This window comes from Proteus columbae (assembly GCF_009914335.1).
In the GTDB taxonomy this organism is placed as follows: domain Bacteria; phylum Pseudomonadota; class Gammaproteobacteria; order Enterobacterales; family Enterobacteriaceae; genus Proteus.
Map to the genome: position 1 here is coordinate 201104 of NZ_CP043925.1, position 19192 is coordinate 220295.

The 19192-nt window shown below is 39.1% G+C and carries 17 protein-coding genes and 4 tRNA genes; 14 read left to right on the plus strand and 7 right to left on the minus strand.

The window, feature by feature from the left end:
• Positions 1-190: 190 nt before the first annotated feature.
• The 5 genes from F1325_RS01010 (at position 191) to F1325_RS01030 (ending at position 1886) form a co-directional block, all read left to right on the plus strand.
• Positions 191-267, plus strand: a tRNA-Arg gene (locus F1325_RS01010).
• A 64-nt stretch (positions 268-331) separates the two neighbouring features.
• Positions 332-407, plus strand: a tRNA-His gene (locus F1325_RS01015).
• A 22-nt stretch (positions 408-429) separates the two neighbouring features.
• Positions 430-516: transfer RNA gene (locus F1325_RS01020), tRNA-Leu, on the plus strand.
• Between the two features lie 28 nt (positions 517-544).
• Positions 545-621: transfer RNA gene (locus F1325_RS01025), tRNA-Pro, on the plus strand.
• 947 nt (positions 622-1568) lie between these two features.
• Positions 1569-1886, plus strand: coding sequence for a hypothetical protein (locus F1325_RS01030; protein ID WP_109372733.1), 318 nt, complete (start codon positions 1569-1571; stop codon positions 1884-1886).
• Between the two features lie 91 nt (positions 1887-1977).
• Here F1325_RS01030 and hemY read toward each other — a convergent pair whose 3' ends face one another.
• From hemY to hemC, 4 genes are read right to left on the minus strand one after another with little or no spacing between them, the layout of a single operon-like run.
• Positions 1978-3198 carry a protoheme IX biogenesis protein HemY gene (gene hemY / locus F1325_RS01035; protein WP_109372732.1) on the minus strand — a complete coding sequence of 407 codons (1221 nt, stop codon included), beginning with the start codon at positions 3196-3198 and terminating at the stop codon, positions 1978-1980.
• 4 nt (positions 3199-3202) lie between these two features.
• The gene (hemX, locus tag F1325_RS01040) at positions 3203-4471 is read right to left on the minus strand and encodes a uroporphyrinogen-III C-methyltransferase (RefSeq protein WP_109372731.1); all 1269 of its coding nucleotides are present in this window, start codon (positions 4469-4471) and stop codon (positions 3203-3205) included.
• A 20-nt stretch (positions 4472-4491) separates the two neighbouring features.
• Positions 4492-5229, minus strand: a complete 738-nt coding sequence (gene hemD / locus F1325_RS01045) for a uroporphyrinogen-III synthase (RefSeq protein WP_160229886.1) — start codon at positions 5227-5229, stop codon at positions 4492-4494.
• On the minus strand, positions 5226-6167 hold the full coding sequence (gene hemC, locus F1325_RS01050; RefSeq protein ID WP_109372729.1) for a hydroxymethylbilane synthase: 942 nt from the start codon (positions 6165-6167) through the stop codon (positions 5226-5228). The genes hemD and hemC overlap by 4 nt, the downstream gene beginning before the upstream one ends.
• A 997-nt stretch (positions 6168-7164) precedes the next feature.
• Here hemC and F1325_RS01055 point away from each other — a divergent pair.
• Positions 7165-9759 (plus strand): class I adenylate cyclase, encoded by a 2595-nt coding sequence (locus F1325_RS01055; protein WP_109372728.1) that lies wholly within the window; start codon positions 7165-7167, stop codon positions 9757-9759.
• Positions 9760-9827: 68 nt separating this feature from the next.
• On the opposite strand, the gene cyaY is transcribed toward F1325_RS01055, so the two are convergent.
• Positions 9828-10145, minus strand: a complete 318-nt coding sequence (cyaY, locus tag F1325_RS01060) for an iron donor protein CyaY (protein WP_109372727.1) — start codon at positions 10143-10145, stop codon at positions 9828-9830.
• A 79-nt stretch (positions 10146-10224) separates the two neighbouring features.
• Here cyaY and lptM point away from each other — a divergent pair, with 79 nt between their 5' ends.
• The 7 genes from lptM to F1325_RS01095 all read left to right on the plus strand — a co-directional run bounded on the left by lptM (position 10225) and on the right by F1325_RS01095 (position 16521).
• Complete coding sequence (gene lptM, locus F1325_RS01065; RefSeq protein ID WP_151436666.1) at positions 10225-10392, plus strand: LPS translocon maturation chaperone LptM; 168 nt, start codon at positions 10225-10227, stop codon at positions 10390-10392.
• A gap of 41 nt (positions 10393-10433) precedes the next feature.
• Positions 10434-11258: a diaminopimelate epimerase gene (gene dapF / locus F1325_RS01070; RefSeq protein WP_109372725.1), complete on the plus strand. Its 825-nt coding sequence runs from the start codon at positions 10434-10436 to the stop codon at positions 11256-11258.
• Positions 11259-11283: 25 nt separating this feature from the next.
• Entirely contained in the window at positions 11284-11994 is a 711-nt protein-coding gene (locus tag F1325_RS01075) for a DUF484 domain-containing protein (RefSeq protein WP_088494022.1), read from the plus strand.
• Positions 11991-12914 (plus strand): tyrosine recombinase XerC, encoded by a 924-nt coding sequence (gene xerC, locus F1325_RS01080; RefSeq protein ID WP_160229887.1) that lies wholly within the window; start codon positions 11991-11993, stop codon positions 12912-12914. The genes F1325_RS01075 and xerC overlap by 4 nt, the downstream gene beginning before the upstream one ends.
• Entirely contained in the window at positions 12914-13630 is a 717-nt protein-coding gene (gene yigB / locus F1325_RS01085; protein WP_109372723.1) for a 5-amino-6-(5-phospho-D-ribitylamino)uracil phosphatase YigB, read from the plus strand. The genes xerC and yigB overlap by 1 nt, the downstream gene beginning before the upstream one ends.
• A gap of 144 nt (positions 13631-13774) precedes the next feature.
• The gene (gene uvrD, locus F1325_RS01090) at positions 13775-15931 is read left to right on the plus strand and encodes a DNA helicase II (RefSeq protein WP_160229888.1); all 2157 of its coding nucleotides are present in this window, start codon (positions 13775-13777) and stop codon (positions 15929-15931) included.
• Between the two features lie 194 nt (positions 15932-16125).
• Complete coding sequence (locus F1325_RS01095; RefSeq protein WP_109372721.1) at positions 16126-16521, plus strand: hypothetical protein; 396 nt, start codon at positions 16126-16128, stop codon at positions 16519-16521.
• A 7-nt stretch (positions 16522-16528) separates the two neighbouring features.
• Here the strand turns inward: F1325_RS01095 and rarD are convergent, their stop codons facing one another.
• A complete protein-coding gene (rarD, locus tag F1325_RS01100; RefSeq protein ID WP_099076355.1) occupies positions 16529-17422 on the minus strand; it encodes an EamA family transporter RarD in 894 nt (297 codons plus the stop codon).
• Positions 17423-17565: 143 nt separating this feature from the next.
• Positions 17566-18033, minus strand: coding sequence for a thioesterase family protein (locus tag F1325_RS01105; protein WP_109372720.1), 468 nt, complete (start codon positions 18031-18033; stop codon positions 17566-17568).
• A gap of 233 nt (positions 18034-18266) precedes the next feature.
• Between F1325_RS01105 and pldA the strand changes: the two genes are divergently transcribed.
• Entirely contained in the window at positions 18267-19142 is an 876-nt protein-coding gene (gene pldA, locus F1325_RS01110) for a phospholipase A (protein WP_160229889.1), read from the plus strand.
• Positions 19143-19192: the final 50 nt, after the last annotated feature.

Genomic DNA, 19192 nt, shown 5'->3' on the forward strand with positions numbered 1-19192 from the left:
AAACGATTTATTCATGCTTTTATCTAGCATCTTACTTGTTTAATTATTATACTGATGGGGCGTTTAGCGTGTAAAAACGCTCCATTTATCGACGAAATGCACAAACTATCGTCAAACAAACTTTTTTTTTCAAAAAGCACTAGACAGACAGAGCGTAAATCCGTACTATCCTCTCCCGCAACGGCGTGAAGCGCCCGTAGCTCAGCTGGATAGAGCGCTGCCCTCCGGAGGCAGAGGTCTCAGGTTCGAATCCTGTCGGGCGCGCCATTAAAGCGTGCTAAGAGTTACGGTGAAGAGCGTTGTTGTAAGAAGTAATAAGATAGCTGTTATGGTGGCTATAGCTCAGTTGGTAGAGCCCTGGATTGTGATTCCAGTTGTCGTGGGTTCGAGTCCCATTAGCCACCCCATCTTATCTTAGTTATTGTTTATGCGAGGGTGGCGGAATTGGTAGACGCGCTAGCTTCAGGTGTTAGTGTTCTAACGGACGTGGGGGTTCAAGTCCCCCCCTTCGCACCAATAAACAAGATAAGAGCAGTGATGCAGACGGCGAGTAGCGCAGCCTGGTAGCGCAACTGGTTTGGGACCAGTGGGTCGGAGGTTCGAATCCTCTCTCGCCGACCAATAAGAAAAAGCCTCGATTATATCGAGGCTTTTTCGTATCTACGATTTACTTTTTAAAAACCGCTATACCATATCTACTTCTACTTCTACTTCTACTTCTACTTCTACTTCTACTTCTACTTCTACTTCTACTTCTATAAGTCGTTACTCTTATCCATATTTTTTATTTCTTGTTATGTGTTCCAGATAAGAAAACCAAAATGATGTTTTTAACGGAAATGCCATCCTTGTCACTTAAGGGTTATTAATAATTTAATTTATTACCGAATTTTAATCTTCATAAAAAGATGAGTTAAATATGTAAAATAATTGATTTTAACTATATGAAATATAAGTCTTTTGTTTTATTTGTCGGTAAATGCCAACACTCGCTATTTTTGGTGTCTCCAATAGGAGACGTTTAACGTATTGATTTTAAATAATTAAATAATCAGTGTGTTTTTCTTGTCGTGAAAAAGAGACGTATATCAGACCTTATATTTTCTTTTCTATTTAGCAATAGCATGGTGAAAGCACAAACCATAGCGTCTTTATCATTGAAAATGAGTAAAGCTAGAAAGAAAAACCAAAATTCAATAAGTTATCTTATACTTTTCAGCGATAGGGGATATTTTTAATAAAAAATGAAAAATTGGCACGCTAAATGCAATATGTATATTGTAGATGCTCATTCCACTCCTTATGACAGCATATGGCTTCATAAACCTAGGAATGATGCAGAGCCGATTATTCGGTGCCTACGTCCACGTTAACGATGAACATCATTCATCATCAACAGGACGAAACGTTGAGTGAGGCACCATCCGTCTGTAGACCTGATTGTATATTTATACGCCTGTATAGTTTTATACAGGCGTTTTTTTATATATCAACCACTCATCCATTTTGTATTCACCGCATTATCACGCTATTATCCAGCGCAAGGGTAGATTGGAGATAGCATCAATATGATAAATAAACAAAAAGCATATCTTGCACAAGAAAAACTCTTTCTTATAGAGAAGTTTGGCCCATTATTGTTTTTTTTGATCCCTCTTATCATGCTTATTATTGGTGGAAAATCATGGGCTAAATATGTGGCTTTTCTTTGTCAGGGGATCGCACTGATTTATATCGTCGTGTTTTATCAAGCGAGAAAACATTATCTGTCATTTAAGCAAGAAAATGAGAAGGGAATACCCACTCGCTTTTATCGTATTGCTTGGGTGTATGTGTTTTTGACTTTATGTGTGGAAGTGGTGTTGTTATTTCAACGTGTCTTTTAAATCACATAAAAAAACCCTCAATAATTAATATAAAGAGGGTTTTTAGATCAGGCGATTAAACGATTTATGATCACGTTCTTATCGAATAAGCTTATTTACTTTTTTTAGGCTCTTCAAAAATGACAGAATCCTTTTTCAGAGTCATTAATAAAGCATCTTTACGCACTTTCGCCGACTCTTCAGATTTTTTCTGTTTATCTAGTGCATCAGCAAGCCATGCAAAGTCATGAACATCAGGGCGTTGCTTTAACGCATTACGAAAAGCCTCTTCAGCTTGAGCCCATTTTCCTTGTTGCATCGCTATCTGACCTAATGTGCTATTGAGTAATGGCGTTGGCCCATGTTGTTTAATTAATGTATTAAGCACTTTCATAATAACATTGGCATCTGTATTTTTTAAACGAGGCAATAGTAAGATCAAGCGTTCATCATATTGGCGTTTAATACCGTCTAAGATGATCGTTTGAGCGGTATCAGGATCGTTACACTCAATAAGGTGTTCAGCCAAAACGACACGCAATGCATTATCATGATGTACTTTACGCGGTTGTGCATTCCACCAATTTTTCAGTCCATCACAGCCATTTTCGGACATCTTCTGTCCCATAATACCGATATAGGCTTTTTGGCGTAATTGCTCTAGTTCATCATCTGTGTGTAATGCAATTTTTTGCATGGAAGGAATGATATCAAGCAGTGCTTGCCAAGCTGCTGTTCGTGTATAAGCGACTTCCGCAAGACGTAACACTTCTGGGTGACGTGGCACTTGATTTAATAACTCATCAACCCCAGTACGCGCAGCGTGATTTTCGTTTTGTGCTAATAAAATACGCACTCGAGTGATATCAACAGGAAGTTGATTGGTATCGGCCAGCTCAGCTGCACGTTCAAGGTGTTGTTGAACTCGGAATTCATCACCACGTTGTTGTGCGGCTTCAGCGGCTAACAGGTAGTTTACAACAGGCTGCTCTGCATAATCTGCATTACGGCTCATTAGTTTTTCAACTTCTTTAAAATCACCTTCCGCTAATTTCATTAATGCCATGCTGGTTTGTTTGCGTGCGCGATTACGTTTACGGAAAGAAAACCAACTATATGCTTTTGAGCCTGTACCAATGAAACGGCGATAACTCCAACCAATCAGTAACAATGCTAATTGTAGTAAAACAAACATAATGACAAGGCTGGTTACACTGGTTTCAATATCCCAATCATCAGTTTGTATAAGTACATAACCTTGATGGCCTGCCAATAGTGGGCCAAAAATGATGCCCGCAATAAGCACCACAAAAAGGAGCAGTATTTTTAACATAAGCTTATTCTCCTTGTTGTGTTACTGGTGCATCAACAGTTGTACTATCAGCTGCAGCATCTTGTACGCTTTCTGATGCATTATGTTCAGCTTCTACAGCTTGGGCATCTTGGGCTTCAACAGCTTGTGCTTCAGCAACTTGTGGTTCTGCATACTCATTTTGTGCCAGTAAATTGCGAATTTGTTTTTCTACACGTTTTTCTAGCAATGTCGGGCTCTTCAATTCTGATGGTATTGCAAGCGTAATAGGTTGTTTCTCTAATTCAGAAACCGTATCTAAAAATGCAGTTGTACTTGGATCAGAGGTATCAAAATAAGCACGTACCCAAGTGGATACCGCTTCCAGTGATTGCTGATAAGTTTCAGTTTGGTGACGAGGCACGGCTTGAGAAGCAATTAATAAACGTGAACGGATATTCTCACGTAAATAGATATCTTGATTCGGTGCTAATAAAGGAACGGCTGCGGTATCACGGCGACGAATGGTAATAAAATCATCCATAAAGCTTTTCCAGCTTTTGCTTAGATTCTGTTTCCAATCAGAAAGTGAACCTGAAATGGTTTCATCGTTTTTATCCATTGGTGAGCCATTACGCTCAAGACCAGCTAAACGGAGATTATCAACCTGATTCGCTAACTGGTTTAATTGTAAGATGATGCCATCATTATCAATTTTGGTGAGAGCAGCTAAATTGCTGATATCTTCATTAATAGCACGACGGATCTCAAGTAAACTCGGATCGTTCATTTCCGCTAAGCTACTATCAGCACCTTTTAGTAAACTCACGGCTGTCACAACATCTTGATCATTCCATAACTTACGACCTGCCATTTTTACCATAAAATCAGCTTGTGCTAATAGCCAACTTTTGACGTCTGCACTCGAAATAGCGGCAAAGCGTGTTTGTAGATCTTGAATTTGGCGCTCTGTTGTTTGGCGTTCGTTTTGTAATTTATCGATAGTCTGTTTTTGTGAGTTAAACATACTATCAATATTATCAAAGCGTTGTTGATACGTATTTTGGAGTTGTTGTAATTGGGTAAGCTCAGATTTGAGTGATTGATTTTCTACACTCAGCTTTGATGCTTGTTGATTGGTGTAATAGTAAAGGCTACCACCGATTGCCAAAATAACAAGGATAGCAACAGCACTTCCAATTAGACCTGAGCGCTTGTTATTAACAGGTTTGACTTCCTGATAGCGGACATTCTCATCAGCTTTAGCTGCATCTTTTGGCAAGTCATTATCATTTGTATTTTTCTGTTCCGTCATATCGGCGTCTCATTTAGGTTCTATATTAATGCATGAAATAAAGCATCATTATTGGCACTTTCAGCAACGGTGACAGTTTCCCACCCTAATGTTTTTGCTATTGTTGCTAATCGTTCACTGACCACAAGTAAATGGCAGTTTAACAGCCATGCTTTTTTAGATTCAGCGACCAGATCAAAGAGTTGTTGTAACATTTCACCACTAGTGACAACAAGCGTATCAACCTGTGCTTTTTCCCATTGAAGCGCAAAGTCTTCAGGGGAATAATGAATAAATAGGCGTTGGTAACATTCGCATTCATCAACGATTGCGCCTCGTTGGCTCAATGTTGTTGCGAGTAAGTCACGACCACCGTTACCTCTAAGCAGTAATATTCGCTTGTTTTTCACCTGATTAAGCTCAGGAAGGTCAAGAAGATCTTCGCTGGTTTCTCCTTGCTCAGGGTAGCAAATTGGAAGACTGCTTAAATGTTGGAAATCTTTCGCTGTGTTTTGACCTATTCCATAATAGGATAGCGTATCTGGCCATGATTGTTGTAATTGATTTAGCTGCCAGTTTGCGTATGACACCGCATTTTTAGAAAGTAAAAATACACAATCACCCGCCCTTAATCCTTTTAGTTTAGCATCTAATAAAGGGAGCTCACGACCTGCGGTGATCTCTATTAAAGGTGCTTGAAAGGCTGTTTTTCCCGCATCAATTAAACGCTGGGTTAATGCCTTTCCTGCTGGGTTGGGGCGAGTAACTAAAATACTCATGCAGGTGTGCTGCCTTGATACACTGCCGTTAAAATGGCTCGTGCACCTTTATTTAAAAGCTCTTCAGCCAATGAGATACCAGCAGTTTCAGCGTCTTCTGGAGACACTAAGCGCTCACCACGCAAAATAGTTTCTCCATCAGGAGAACCGACTAAAGCACGTAACCAAATTTTGTCATTTTGCCAAATGGCATAGCTTCCAATCGGAACTTGGCAACCGCCTTCAAGACGAGTATTCATTGCACGCTCTGCTTTAACGCAAATTGCAGTGCGAGAATGGTTTAGTGCATCTAATAACTGACGCGTTTCATTATCATCTAAGCGACACTCAATTCCCACCGCACCTTGCCCAACCGCGGGTAAAGATTGCTCAGCAGATAATGGTGTGCGAATACGTTCGTTAAGACCTAGGCGCTTTAAGCCAGCAACGGCAAGAATAATGGCATCATAATCACCATTATCTAATTTCCCTAAGCGAGTACCGACATTACCCCGTAAATCACGAATAATCAGGTCAGGGCGCTGTGCTTTTAATTGGCATTGGCGGCGTAAACTGGATGTGCCTACAATACTACCCGCAGGAAGTTCTGCTAAAGAATCATAATGATTAGAGACAAAGGCATCACGAGGATCTTCGCGTTCACAGATAGTTACTAACCCTAAACCTTCAGGGAACTCAATAGGAACATCTTTCATAGAGTGAACGGCAATATCTGCGCGTGATCCAAGTAGGGCAAGTTCTAACTCTTTTACAAATAGCCCTTTGCCACCTACTTTAGCTAAAGGTGTATCTAAAATGATGTCACCTTTAGTGACCATCGGTATTAATTCGACGACTAAACCTGGATGAGCAAGTTGTAGTTGTTCTTTCACATAGAGCGCCTGCCACATAGCAAGAGGGCTTTGGCGGGTAGCAATACGGATGGTACTTTTTGACATAATAGTATTATCTCTTCCGAGCGATTAACGATATTTTTGTTTAGAAATAAGGCATTGTTTTAACACTTTAAAGCTCAATTTTCCAGTTAAGGCGCTTTGAGTCGTAATAACAATGAAAGAAATGAGGCCATCTTCGAAAAAGAAAAAAAGAAAGAGGAAATAAAAAATAAGTAAATTATTAATAGATACTATCGGGTTTGGTTATTTTTAGAATTTTATTCTTTTTATATCTATATAAAAAGTGTGGTTATTTACAAAATCAAAATATTGAGTTAATTTTGTTAACATTTGATAAGTAAGAAGTGAGGCAAATATTATGTTTAATCTGAACACATTGATAAAACAACTATTATTTTAAATTTACTTATTTTTCTTATTATTTTTCAATATATAAAAACACGATAAATTTTAACAAAATTATTATTAAATAAAAGAAAGAGAAATAATGAGAATAGAGAAAATAATTTATTCTTAAATTAAATAAATAATTAATAAAAATTAAATATTATTTAAAATATTATTATCGCAATATTAAAAATAGAATTCTTATTTTAAGTGTAAAAATAAAAAATAATCAAAAATTAAAAATAATTCATGATTATCAATTAGTTGCTTTTATTTTTACTTTTTTATCTATTTTTTACGTTTTGTCAAAATTTATTTTCAGTTTCATCATTAAGTAAACAGGGGTTTTTGTGGGGTAAAGGGAGGATTGAGATATTTTTTTATCATTTTTTCTATAAATAAAAACAATTTATCTTCATGATTATAAAGATATTTATTTGGTGGCTTTACACGATTAAGCGCTTAAATATCACTTTTAGATCTTGGTGCTATATTTTGAGTTCCTCTTTACGCCTTGCGCTCAAGGTGTTAAATTGATCACGTTTCCGAGATTTTGTTAGTAAAGTTTTATCTATTAATATTCCCTAACTCAACCTTGGTCACTTATAAACTCAGATTCTACTATCTTCTTAGTATTGTTCAGGCGAAACTCTTGTATCTTTATATTGAAACACTGAAGCAACGGCTGGATGCGATTAATCAACTCAGACTGGAACGAGCATTTGCATCGATGTGTGATGTTTTTAAACAGGTCTATGGTTTAATTCCTGTTTTATTGCATTACCACCATCCTGAGTTGCCCGGCTATATACAAGGAAATGTTCCTCACGGCACATGTTTCTTTGAACCCGATGACATGCAACGTCAGTGGGCGAATAAGCTGGTTAACGCATTATGTGATGATCCGATGGATGGATACGCCAATGGAGAGCTGCCAATTACTGGCATCTATTCAATGGGGAGTACCTCTTCTATTGGTCAAAGTCACTGCTCCGATATTGATATTTGGGTCTGCCATCAATCATGGCTGGATCAAGATGAACGTGCACTTTTACAACGCAAATGCCAATTGATTGAACAATGGGCTGGCGAACTAGGTATTGATGTTACGTTTTTCTTAATTGATGAAAATAGATTTCGTCACCATGCAAGTGGTAGCTTAGGTGGAGAAGATTGCGGCTCTACCCAACATATTCTTTTACTTGATGAATTTTATCGCACAGCAGTACGCCTAGCAGGTAAACGCTTGCTATGGGCGATGGTGCCTATTGAAGAAGAACATCATTATGATGAATATGTTAACTCCCTTTATGCTCAAGGTGTATTAACGCCAAATGAGTGGTTAGATCTAGGGGGATTAGGTGAACTTTCTGCTGAAGAGTACTTTGGCGCAAGTTTATGGCAACTCTATAAAAGTGTCGATTCACCTTATAAAGCCGTACTAAAAAGTATTTTATTAGAAGCCTATTCAGCGGACTATCCTAATGGGAAGTTGCTGGCATTAGAAATGAAACAACATCTACACCGTGGCGAAATCGTTAATTACGGTTTAGATGCTTATTGTATGATGCTTGAGCGTGTCACTCGCTATTTGGTTTCTATTAATGATTTAACTCGCCTTGATCTTATCCGTCGCTGTTTCTACCTGAAAGTGTGTGAAAAATTATCTAACGAAAAAACACAAAACGAACCTGAAGGTTGGAGACGACAAGTCTTATCGCAATTGGTCACTCAATGGCAATGGGATAATGAGCGCTTAACAGTACTCGATACACGTGATAGCTGGAAAATCGAGCGTGTGCGTGATGCACACAATGAGTTATTAGATACGATGATGCAAAGCTATCGTAATCTTATTCGTTTTGCGCGTCGTAATAATTTAAGTGTCAGTGCAAGCCCACAAGATATCGGTGTCTTAACACGTAAGCTTTACGCTGCGTTTGAAGCATTACCTGGTAAAGTCACACTGGTTAATCCACAAATATCACCTGATTTATCAGAGTCACATCTAACCTTTATTTATGTACCACAAGGTCGAGCAAATCGTAGCGGATGGTATTTATATAATCGTGCCCCTGATTTTGAAAATATCGTTGGACACCAACCATTAGAATATAACCGCTATTTAAATAAATTAGTGGCATGGTCTTATTTTAATGGGCTGTTAACAAAAGAGTCTCGAGTTTATATTCATCAAGGAGAATCTTCTTGTGATGAAATTAAACTGCATGAATTAGTTAGGGATATGTCGAGCCATTTCCCAATTCGTTTACCTGCACCAACGCCGAAAGCACTGTATAGCCCTTGTGAAATTAGGCATCTCGCGATTATTGTCAATTTAGAAACTGATCCAACAGAAAGTTTTTCTGATCAAGTGGTTCACTTTGATTTTAGAAAACTTGATGTCTTTAGTTTCGGTGAAAAAGAGCAGTGTCTTATTGGTAGCATTGATTTGTTGTACCGTAACTCTTGGAATGAAGTTAGAACCCTTCATTTCAGTGGCACACAATCTATGTTGGAATCGTTAAAAACGATATTGGGTAAAATGCACCAAGATGCGGCTCCGCCTGCCTCTGTGGAAGTATTTTGTTATAGCCAACATTTGCGTGGTTTAATCCGCACTCGTGTTCAGCAGTTAGTTTCAGAATGTATTGAATTGCGATTATCAACGAATCGTTTAGAGCCAGGTCGTTTTAAAGCTTTACGCATTGCTGGGCAAACGTGGGGATTGTTCTTTGAACGCCTCAACGTGTCGGTACAAAAATTAGAAAATGCTATCGAATTTTATGGCGCAATTTCGTATAACAAGCTTCATGGGTTGCCAGTTAAATTAGATAAGGACGCCCGCTATTTACCTGCGGTGATTGATGGTTTTGCTTGTGAAGGGATTATTCAATTCTTCTTCGAAACCACAGAAGATAGTAATGTCTTTAATATCTATATATTAGATGAAGCAAATCGCGTTGAAATCTATTCTCATTGTGAAGGAAGTAAAGAAGAGTTAGTGAAAGATGTTAGCCGTTTCTACTCTTCATCTCATGATCGATTCACATACGGATCAAGCTTTATTAATTTTAATCTGCCGCAGTTTTATCAAATTGTGAAAGTGGAAGGATCAACTCAAGTGTTACCTTTTGCAGGTGGATCCTTTGGTAAATTATCCGATCTGGGTAGTAAAGAAACGCAACCTGAAATGAATGTTGTTACCCACGGATTTACAGATTATAAAGCGGTACAGCACTCTTAATTAAGCACAAGCCAATAAACACAAATGGGAGCTTTGATAGCTCCCATTATTGTTGTTAATTGTGCTTATTAGAAAGAAAACGCTTCCCCACTTTGTTCTGTTATTGCTTGTGCCAGCATGACTAAAAATTCACCACCACTTCTATCACAAATCCATTGTTCATCTTTCCAATCAAAGTGATAGCCACCAGAGCGTGTCGCTAACCAAACTTGATGAAACGCTTCTTGGCGATTAATAATAATTTTACTATTATTTTCAAAGGTTAATGTCATTACACCGCCATTGATTTCACAATCAATATCTGCGTCACCTTCATAATTATCAATAGTTTGTTCTATTTCTGACAAGAGTTCATCAGCTAATTGGTGAAATTCACTGTCGTTCATCTTCATTTCCTATTTGCTTTTCGAGATCTAACTGCGATTATAGAGGATATTAACCAAATAAATGACAGGCAGATTTCGAATGAAAACGTATTTACGTTGCACTCTTGCTATAATAACACTGATTTCTCTTTCTGGTTGTGGCTTGAAAGGCCCTCTTTATTTCCCTCCTGAAGATACTCAGGCAAAAATGACACAGTCATCCCAGCCAACCCAGCAAGTTGAGAGCGACTCAACTCAGACCAATTAGTCAATCTTAGAAACGGTAATTTCGTTTCAGGCAGGGGCAAGATGCAATTTTCAAAAATGCATGGTCTTGGCAACGACTTTATGGTGGTCGATGCTGTGACTCAAAATGTTTATTTTTCACCAGAGCTAATATGTCGATTAGCGAATCGCCATACTGGTGTTGGGTTTGATCAATTATTGGTGGTTGAAGCACCTTATGATCCTGAACTCGATTTCCATTATCGCATTTTTAATGCTGATGGAAGTGAGGTTGCACAGTGTGGTAATGGTGCTCGTTGCTTTGCTCGATTTGTGAGATTAAAAGGACTTACAAACAAAAGAGAGATAAAAGTCAGCACGCAGTCTGGCAGAATGACCTTGCATGTTATGGACAATGACGATGTGTGCGTCAATATGGGTGAGCCTGAATTTGAACCTCAAAAAGTCCCTTTCCGTGCACAAAAGGCAGAAAAGACCTATATTATCAGGGCAATGGAACGCACTGTATTATGTGGTGTAGTTTCAATGGGAAATCCTCATTGCGTTATTCAGGTTGAAGACATTAAAACAGCAGAAGTTGAGTTGTTAGGACCGGTGTTAGAGCAACATGAACGTTTTCCTGAACGTGCTAATATTGGCTTTATGCAAATCGTAGACAGAAGTAATCTTCATTTGCGGGTATTTGAACGTGGTGCAGGTGAAACAAATGCCTGTGGTAGCGGGGCTTGTGCAGCTGTCGCAATTGGTATTTCACAAGGCTTATTAGATAAACGTGTGAAAGTCAATTTACCGGGTGGATCATTGCTAATTGAATGGAAAGGAGAGGGTAACTCTCTTTATATGACTGGGCCTGCGACACATATTTATGATGGGATCATTCAGCTATAATATTATTTTTTGAGAGGTTATCTGTATGACGGATAAAAATGAGCAGTTCTGTTGCCCTGAAACAAACGAGCTTAATGATCAACAAGTGATCCGTTACCTCAGGGAACATCCTGGTTTTTTTATCCGTAATGCAAGCTATATTGAGCAAATGCAAGTTCCTCATCCCGTCAGAGGAACCGTTTCTTTAGTCGAATGGATAATGTCACGTCAACGTAACCGCATCCATTATCTTGAAGAAGATATGCGTTTGTTGATAGAACAAGCCTCTGAAAATGAAGCACTGTTTAGCCAACTTTTATTATTAATTTCTGAACTATCCAACAGTGCCTCTCTTCACGAAATGCTAGAACGTTTAAACCTTTGGGCAAAGGGGTTAGGGCTTTATTCAGTTCAATTACGTCTATTTACCGATCGCTGGCAATTACAGCCACCTTTAGATGCACAAGATCTCCCATTATCTCGCCAAGCATTTGAACATTTTCGTATTCAACGTATGGGTGATGATAATCACTATTTAGGTACACTAAATGGGCAAGAGATAATGCTATTAATGCCTAATGTACGACGCTCTGGTTCCGTTGCACTTTCATTGTTAGGGCATTATGGGGATTTGGGCGTGATTATTTTTAATAGCCGAGATAACCAACATTTTCAGGAAGGGATGGGAACAGTCATGCTGGATAAGCTTGCCCATATTTTACCAGAATTGTTACTTCGTTGGATTGCAAGGCAATGAATCAACCAATAGATATTCCAGAAACACTCTCTACCGCTATTGAACAATTCCTGCGTTATATTCAAGTTGAACGCCGATTAAGCCCTGTCACAGTAGAAAATTATCATCGCCAACTGACTGCATTAGCGCAAATGATGGTGGCAATGAATATCTGCGAATGGAAATCACTGGAAAGTCAACATGTGCGCATGTTATTGGCGAAAAGTCACCGTAGTGGGTTACAACCCACCAGCCTTGCTTTGCGCTTTTCGGCGTTACGTAGCTTTCTTGATTGGCAAGTGGCACAAGGAATGTTAGACGTTAATCCAGCAAAAGGCATTCGCACGCCTAAATCCGGTCGTCACCTTCCTAAAAATATGGATGTCGATGAAGTTAGCCAATTAATGAATATCGACTTAAAAGATCCTCTTTCTGTTAGAGATAGAACCATGCTAGAAGTGATGTATGGTGCAGGATTACGTCTATCAGAATTGACTAACTTAAATATTAGCGATATTGACATGAATGAAGGTGAAGTTCGTGTATTAGGTAAAGGAAGTAAAGAGCGAAAAGTTCCGCTAGGAAGAAAAGCGCTAGAGTGGTTACAAAATTGGTTTCCGATGCGAGAGCTCTATGCACCTGAGGATAAAGCTGTCTTTATTTCAACCCAAAGTGGTAAGCGTTTATCGGTACGTAGCGTGCAAAAACGTTTTGAACTTTGGGGTATTAAACAAGGACTAAGTAGCCATGTGAATCCTCATAAATTACGCCACTCGTTTGCCACTCATTTATTGGAATCCAGTGGTGATTTACGTGCTGTACAAGAGTTATTAGGGCACGCTAATTTATCGACCACACAAGTTTATACCCACTTAGATTTTCAACATTTAGCGAAAGTCTATGATGCTGCTCATCCGAGAGCTAAGAGAGAAAAATCATAATGCGCTTTTATAGAACTCTGACGCAAATTGCAGCGATGACTTTTGATTTAGATGACACGCTGTATGATAATGTGCCAGTAATGGATAAAACTGAAAAAGAGACGCTGGCCTTTATTCGTCAATATGATGAGCGTTTTAACCAATTCACAGAAAAAGATGTGAATGCCTATAAAAAGCCACTTCTAGAAAACAATCCTGATATTTTTCATGATATTACACAATGGCGTTGGCTTGCGGCTAGAAATATGTTGTTAGATTATGGTTACAGTGAAGCCAAAGCACAGCAAGGTGCTGATGAAATTATGGCGCACTTTGCTTATTGGCGTAGCCACATTAATGTACCTAAAAATACTCATCAAGTTCTCACCGAATTGGCACAGAAAATTCCATTAATTGCGATCACAAATGGTAATGCAAACCCATTAAGTTGTGGTTTGGGGCAGTATTTTTCACATATTTTAAAAGCCGGTCCCGATGGTCGCTCTAAGCCTTATCCTGATATGTTTGATAAAGCCTCCTCACTGTTAAATCTTCCACATGAGAAAATCCTACATGTGGGTGATCACCTTGTAACAGATGTTGAGGGTGCCGTTAATAGTGGATTACAAGCGTGCTGGATTAACCTTGATAACCGTAGCTTGTTTGAAGAAGGTGAAACCAGAGTAATGCCACATATTGAAATTACAGATTTAAGCAAACTGATAGAATTGGTTTAATGTGATGTTCGGTAAGAATGGCACAGATAAACGAGGCTAAAAAAGGCTTTATTTTGCATAGTGCGTAAATTCCTGTTAGTTTGTTGCTTACTCTCTATTTCTGTATATATCCACAGTATTTTCTTCACTAAATGATTGGTAATTATGGACGTCTCATATCTGCTAGAAGGCCTTAACGATAAACAGCGCGAAGCTGTAGCCGCACCTCGTATTAATATGCTGGTGTTAGCTGGCGCAGGCAGTGGTAAAACACGGGTACTGGTACATCGTATCGCTTGGTTATTATCTGTTGAACAAGCTTCACCTTTTTCGATTATGGCAGTGACGTTTACCAATAAAGCCGCCGCAGAGATGCGCCATCGTATTGAAGACTTAATTGGTACAAGCCAAGGTGGCATGTGGATTGGTACTTTCCATAGCTTGGCTCATCGTTTATTGCGAGCGCATTATCTTGATGCGAATTTGCCACAAGACTTCCAAATTATTGACAGTGATGATCAATATCGCCTTATTCGTCGTATTGTTAAGTCAATGAATCTTGATGATAAACAGTGGCCTGCGCGTCAAGGTATGTGGTATATCAATGGTAAAAAAGATGAAGGTTTACGTCCTCAACATATTCAAACCTATGGCAATCCAGTTGAAACCACTTGGCTGAAAGTATACCAAGCTTATCAAGAAGCATGCGATCGCGCAGGGCTTGTGGATTTTGCAGAGCTTTTATTACGTGCTCATGAACTTTGGTTAAACAAACCGCAAATTTTGGAGCACTACCAAAACCGCTTTACCAATATTTTAGTGGATGAGTTCCAAGATACTAACCGCATTCAATATGCGTGGATAAGAATGTTGGCAGGTCAATCTGGTAAAGTCATGATTGTGGGTGATGATGACCAATCCATCTATGGTTGGCGCGGTGCGCAAGTTGAGAATATTCAAAATTTCTTAAATGAATTTCCTGGTGCAGAAACCATTCGATTAGAGCAAAACTATCGTTCGACAAGCAATATTTTAAAAGCGGCGAATGCGTTAATTGCAAATAATAGTGACAGATTAGGTAAAAATCTGTGGACTGAAGGTGCCGAAGGTGAGCCTATCTCGCTTTATTGCGCCTTTAATGATTTGGATGAAGCCCGCTATGTGGTTGGGCGGATCAAGCGTTGGCAAGAAGAAGGCGGCGCGCTAACAGATTGTGCCATTCTTTATCGTAGTAATGCGCAATCTCGTGTGATGGAAGAGGCGTTATTACAAGCCGCAATGCCATACCGTATTTATGGTGGTCAACGATTCTTTGAACGCCAAGAAATCAAAGATGCACTTTCTTATATGCGATTAACCGCTAATCGCCATGATGATGCTTCTTTTGAGCGTGTTGTGAATACACCAACGCGAGGTATTGGTGATAGAACCTTAGATATTGTTCGCCAAGTCGCAAGAGATAACCAAATTACCTTATGGGAAAGTGCATTGCAGGTTATCGAGCATAAAATGTTGGCAGGACGTGCAACCGCGGCAATTCAGCGGTTCTTAGAATTAATTGAGACGTTAGCTTCTGAAACGGCTGATATGCCACTACATGTGCAAACAGACCGAATTATTCGTGATTCAGGCTTAAAAGCGATGTATGAGCAAGAAAAAGGTGAAAAAGCTCAAGCTCGTATTGAAAACTTGGAAGAGTTGGTCACGGCAACTCGCCAATTTAGTTATCAAGATGAAGACGAAGATTTAATGCCACTGCAAGCGTTTCTTTCACATGCCGCATTAGAATCAGGCGAAAGCCAAGCTGATGCATATCAAGATGCTGTGCAGTTAATGACACTTCACTCCGCTAAAGGACTTGAATTTTCACAAGTCTTTATTGTGGGTGTAGAAGAGGGTATGTTCCCAAGTCAAATGTCGTTGGATGAAGGTGGTCGCTTGGAAGAAGAGCGTCGCTTGGCGTATGTTGGCGTTACCCGAGCAATGAAAAAGTTAACGCTCACTTACGCTGAAAACCGACGTTTATATGGAAAAGAAGTCAGTCATCGTCCTTCTCGTTTTATTGGAGAATTACCGAAAGAGTGTGTTGAAGAGGTGCGTTTACGCGCCACGGTTTCCCGCCCTGTGAATCATAGCCGTTTAGGAACTCCAATTATCAGCAATGATACGGGCTATTCGCTAGGACAACGTGTGAAACACCCCAAATTTGGTGATGGCACCATTATCAATATTGAAGGTAGCGGTGAACATTGCCGATTACAAATCGCCTTTAATGGTGAAGGTATTAAATGGCTGGTGGCAGCATTTGCCCGGCTAGAATAATCCTCGATTAGAATGAATTGGCAAAAAAAAGCCAGAAACCCTCGCCCAATGTGGGCGGGGAGCCGTCACCACTGCTTCGATATAAAAAAACACCCTTATTTATTTGATAGATAAGCTACGGTGTTTTTTTTAAGGGATGTTCAAGTTGGTTACTTAATAATCTCGTTATCTATTCTTATTAACGGGATTAATTGATGAAACTCTCTAGCATATTCTTTCATACCGACTCTTTTGTCGCATCTAGCACACGAATTTCTCCTGTTCCTTTTTCTAGTAATGAATTACTGATCGAAAATACGGAGGAAGTCTTTTGTGATACTTATCATCCCAGTGAACTTATCAATGAATTTGAAGAAGATTTTTATTGTAAGTTATTGAGACATCAGCGTGATTTTGTTCCTCGAATTAATCTCTATCCTTGGATTGTGATTAACCGTATTCAAGTGATTAATAACTCAATATCAGCACTGTCTAGGCGCTCGTGTCGGTATGTGGAAGATATAGCGAAGAATGCACATCTATTAAAGAAAAATCAGAAGAAAAAATGCTCTTCCGCTTTTACTCAAATTGGTAATTTAGCGGAAGAGTGAGTATGTACTAACTACGTCTTAAACGGCGTTGAGTATAGAGCGCATCAAGTGTAAAGAGGATCAACGCAACCCAAATAAAGCCAAAGGTCACTAATCGTTCTGCATCAATTTGTTCACCATATACCATTGTGGCAAGAATAAACATCAAGGTTGGACCAATATATTGGAAAAAGCCCAAGGTTGATAAACGCAGATGATGCGCCGCTTCTGTAAAGAGCAATAATGGTACGGTTGTAATGATACCAGCTGCGATTAACAGAGTATTTAACGACCAACTATTTTCAAGCATATTGCTCGTCGGTGAATGTGTGAAAAATAAGATATAAACTAATGCAACAGGGAATAGCCATAATGTTTCTACCAACATACCTGTTTGTGCATCGACACCCAATTTTTTGCGCAGTAAGCCATAAAGACCAAAAGTCACGGCGAGGCTTAATCCAATCACGGGGACTGAACCAAAGTGCCAGAGTTGAATAAATACACCAGTAAATGCTAACCCTACTGCGACCCATTGCATACGGCGGAAGCGCTCGCTCAAGAAAAGCATGCCAAACAGTACATTAACCAGTGGGTTAATAAAGTAACCAAGGCTGGCTTCTAGCATATAGCCGTGGTTAACCGCCCATATATAGGTAAGCCAGTTAGTTGCGATAATGACGGCAGTCAGTGCTAAAAGAAGAATTTTTTTAGGTTGACGTATTAATTGGCGCAAATAAGGCCAATGACGACTGATAGTCATTAAAATCAACATAAAAAAGAACGACCATAAAATACGGTGCGTTAAGATCTCTTCTGCGGGCACTTCTTGAATGCTTTTAAAATAGACAGGGGCAATACCCCAGATCAAATAGGCGCCTAAGGCACATAAAACGCCTTTCATCGTGTTTTTCTGGCTCATGCTATCTCTGGAATTGATGGAAAGGAAAAGTGTGACGGGGTTCATACCCAATGACATTATCTAATGTGTCATTAGGCATGTATTTTTACAAGTAATTAATATCAATCTAAGCATCATAGAGTGCAATGAATCTTAACAAAGGCTTAACCTACGATATAGGTTGCTGTCCCACTCGCAATATGAACTTGTTTTTCATTATGTAATTCAACACGAGCAACAGACACTTTATTACCACTGCGTAAAATATGGCTACTTGCAGTAAAACATTCTCCACGTCCTGGTCTTAAATAATCAACACGTAAATCAATTGTGCCCATGTTAGCAAGTTTCTGTTCGAGTTGCTCTTGGGATATTGGTGCTAAACGTGTTAATGCATTACCGACACAAACTAATCCCGCACTAACATCAAGTACAGAAGCAATAAGTCCACCATGTAAGATACGTTGAGCAATATTACCAACAAGTTTATCTTGATACCGAAATTGAATTTCAGCGTAGTCTTGTTCAAAGCGAACTAGCTCTAAGCCGATTAATTGATTAAAGGGCATCTTATAAACAAAAACATGACCAATAAGTGCTTGAGCCTCTTCTAATGTTAACTGTTTTTCCATTTTTAGAACCCCTGACATCACGTTATTAAGTTAATACTATGTTAATAATACATGACAAAATCGTAATTGCACATTTGTGCTATAAATATAATGGTATAAAAATATACGAGATTTAATGGCAATTACGTGTAAAATATGGGCGCTAAAGTGTAATAAAGCACATATATAAGAACTAATTCTAAAGTAAGTACTAACTTTTTATATTATTCAATAATGAGACAGGATAATTAACTATGCGTTACATCCGTTCTTTACTCGCGGTGGCTTTATTCTATCCAGCATGGGGATTTGCATCCAAAATACCAGCATCATCATCTCCTGCACCGCTTGTTCAGGGCAGTATTATTTCTGGTTTATTACAAGAATACGATTCACCTTTTGTTCTTTATCCTTATGAATCCAATTATATTATTTATACGAAAACCTCTGATATGAATAAAGAGGCTATTCAAAGTTATGATTGGGGGAATAAGGCTAAAAAAGATGAGGTGAAATTTCAACTCAGTCTTGCCTTCCCTTTATGGCGCGGTATTGCAGGTGAAAACTCTGTTTTAGCAGCATCTTATACCCAACGCTCTTGGTGGCAATTAAGCAATAAGAAAGAATCTGCCCCTTTCCGTGAGACAAACTATGAACCTCAACTCTTTTTAGGTTGGGCAACAGACTATAAATTTGCGGGTTGGACACTACGTGAAATAGAAACGGGTTTTAACCACGAATCGAATGGGCGCTCTGATCCCACATCTCGTAGTTGGAACCGTGCTTATGCACGTTTTATGGCACAAAAAGGCAATTTGCAGCTTGATTTAAAACCTTGGTATCGCTTTAGTGAAAGTGCTCAACGTGATGATAATCCAGAAATTAATCGCTATATGGGCTATTACCGTTTAAAAGCAGGCTATCGCTTAGGCGATAGTGTGATCACTGCGACAGGGCGTTATAACTGGAACAGTGGCTATGGGGCGGCTGAATTAGGCTGGAGCTACCCAATTACTAAGCATGTACGCTTTTATACTCAAGTATTTAGTGGCTATGGCGAATCAATGATTGATTATAATTTCCGTCAGACACGGGTCGGTGTTGGCGTGATGCTTAATGATATGCTGTAATTTTCCCCGTTCTGGGTTAGCATAGCGCTATAAATGATGATGGCACCTTC

Excerpts from the sequence above, each read along its gene's own strand:
- xerC (WP_160229887.1), top strand. The coding sequence starts at position 11,991 with ATGAATCAACCAATAGATATTCCAGAAACACTCTCTACCGCTATTGAA.
- F1325_RS01075 (WP_088494022.1), top strand. The coding sequence starts at position 11,284 with ATGACGGATAAAAATGAGCAGTTCTGTTGCCCTGAAACAAACGAGCTT.
- F1325_RS01095 (WP_109372721.1), top strand. The coding sequence starts at position 16,126 with ATGAAACTCTCTAGCATATTCTTTCATACCGACTCTTTTGTCGCATCT.
- pldA (WP_160229889.1), top strand. The coding sequence starts at position 18,267 with ATGCGTTACATCCGTTCTTTACTCGCGGTGGCTTTATTCTATCCAGCA.
- F1325_RS01105 (WP_109372720.1), bottom strand. The coding sequence starts at position 18,033 with ATGGAAAAACAGTTAACATTAGAAGAGGCTCAAGCACTTATTGGTCAT.
- hemX (WP_109372731.1), bottom strand. The coding sequence starts at position 4,471 with ATGACGGAACAGAAAAATACAAATGATAATGACTTGCCAAAAGATGCA.
- lptM (WP_151436666.1), top strand. The coding sequence starts at position 10,225 with ATGAAAACGTATTTACGTTGCACTCTTGCTATAATAACACTGATTTCT.
- rarD (WP_099076355.1), bottom strand. The coding sequence starts at position 17,422 with ATGAGCCAGAAAAACACGATGAAAGGCGTTTTATGTGCCTTAGGCGCC.
- hemD (WP_160229886.1), bottom strand. The coding sequence starts at position 5,229 with ATGAGTATTTTAGTTACTCGCCCCAACCCAGCAGGAAAGGCATTAACC.
- yigB (WP_109372723.1), top strand. The coding sequence starts at position 12,914 with ATGCGCTTTTATAGAACTCTGACGCAAATTGCAGCGATGACTTTTGAT.
- cyaY (WP_109372727.1), bottom strand. The coding sequence starts at position 10,145 with ATGAACGACAGTGAATTTCACCAATTAGCTGATGAACTCTTGTCAGAA.
- hemY (WP_109372732.1), bottom strand. The coding sequence starts at position 3,198 with ATGTTAAAAATACTGCTCCTTTTTGTGGTGCTTATTGCGGGCATCATT.
- hemC (WP_109372729.1), bottom strand. The coding sequence starts at position 6,167 with ATGTCAAAAAGTACCATCCGTATTGCTACCCGCCAAAGCCCTCTTGCT.
- uvrD (WP_160229888.1), top strand. The coding sequence starts at position 13,775 with ATGGACGTCTCATATCTGCTAGAAGGCCTTAACGATAAACAGCGCGAA.
- F1325_RS01030 (WP_109372733.1), top strand. The coding sequence starts at position 1,569 with ATGATAAATAAACAAAAAGCATATCTTGCACAAGAAAAACTCTTTCTT.
- dapF (WP_109372725.1), top strand. The coding sequence starts at position 10,434 with ATGCAATTTTCAAAAATGCATGGTCTTGGCAACGACTTTATGGTGGTC.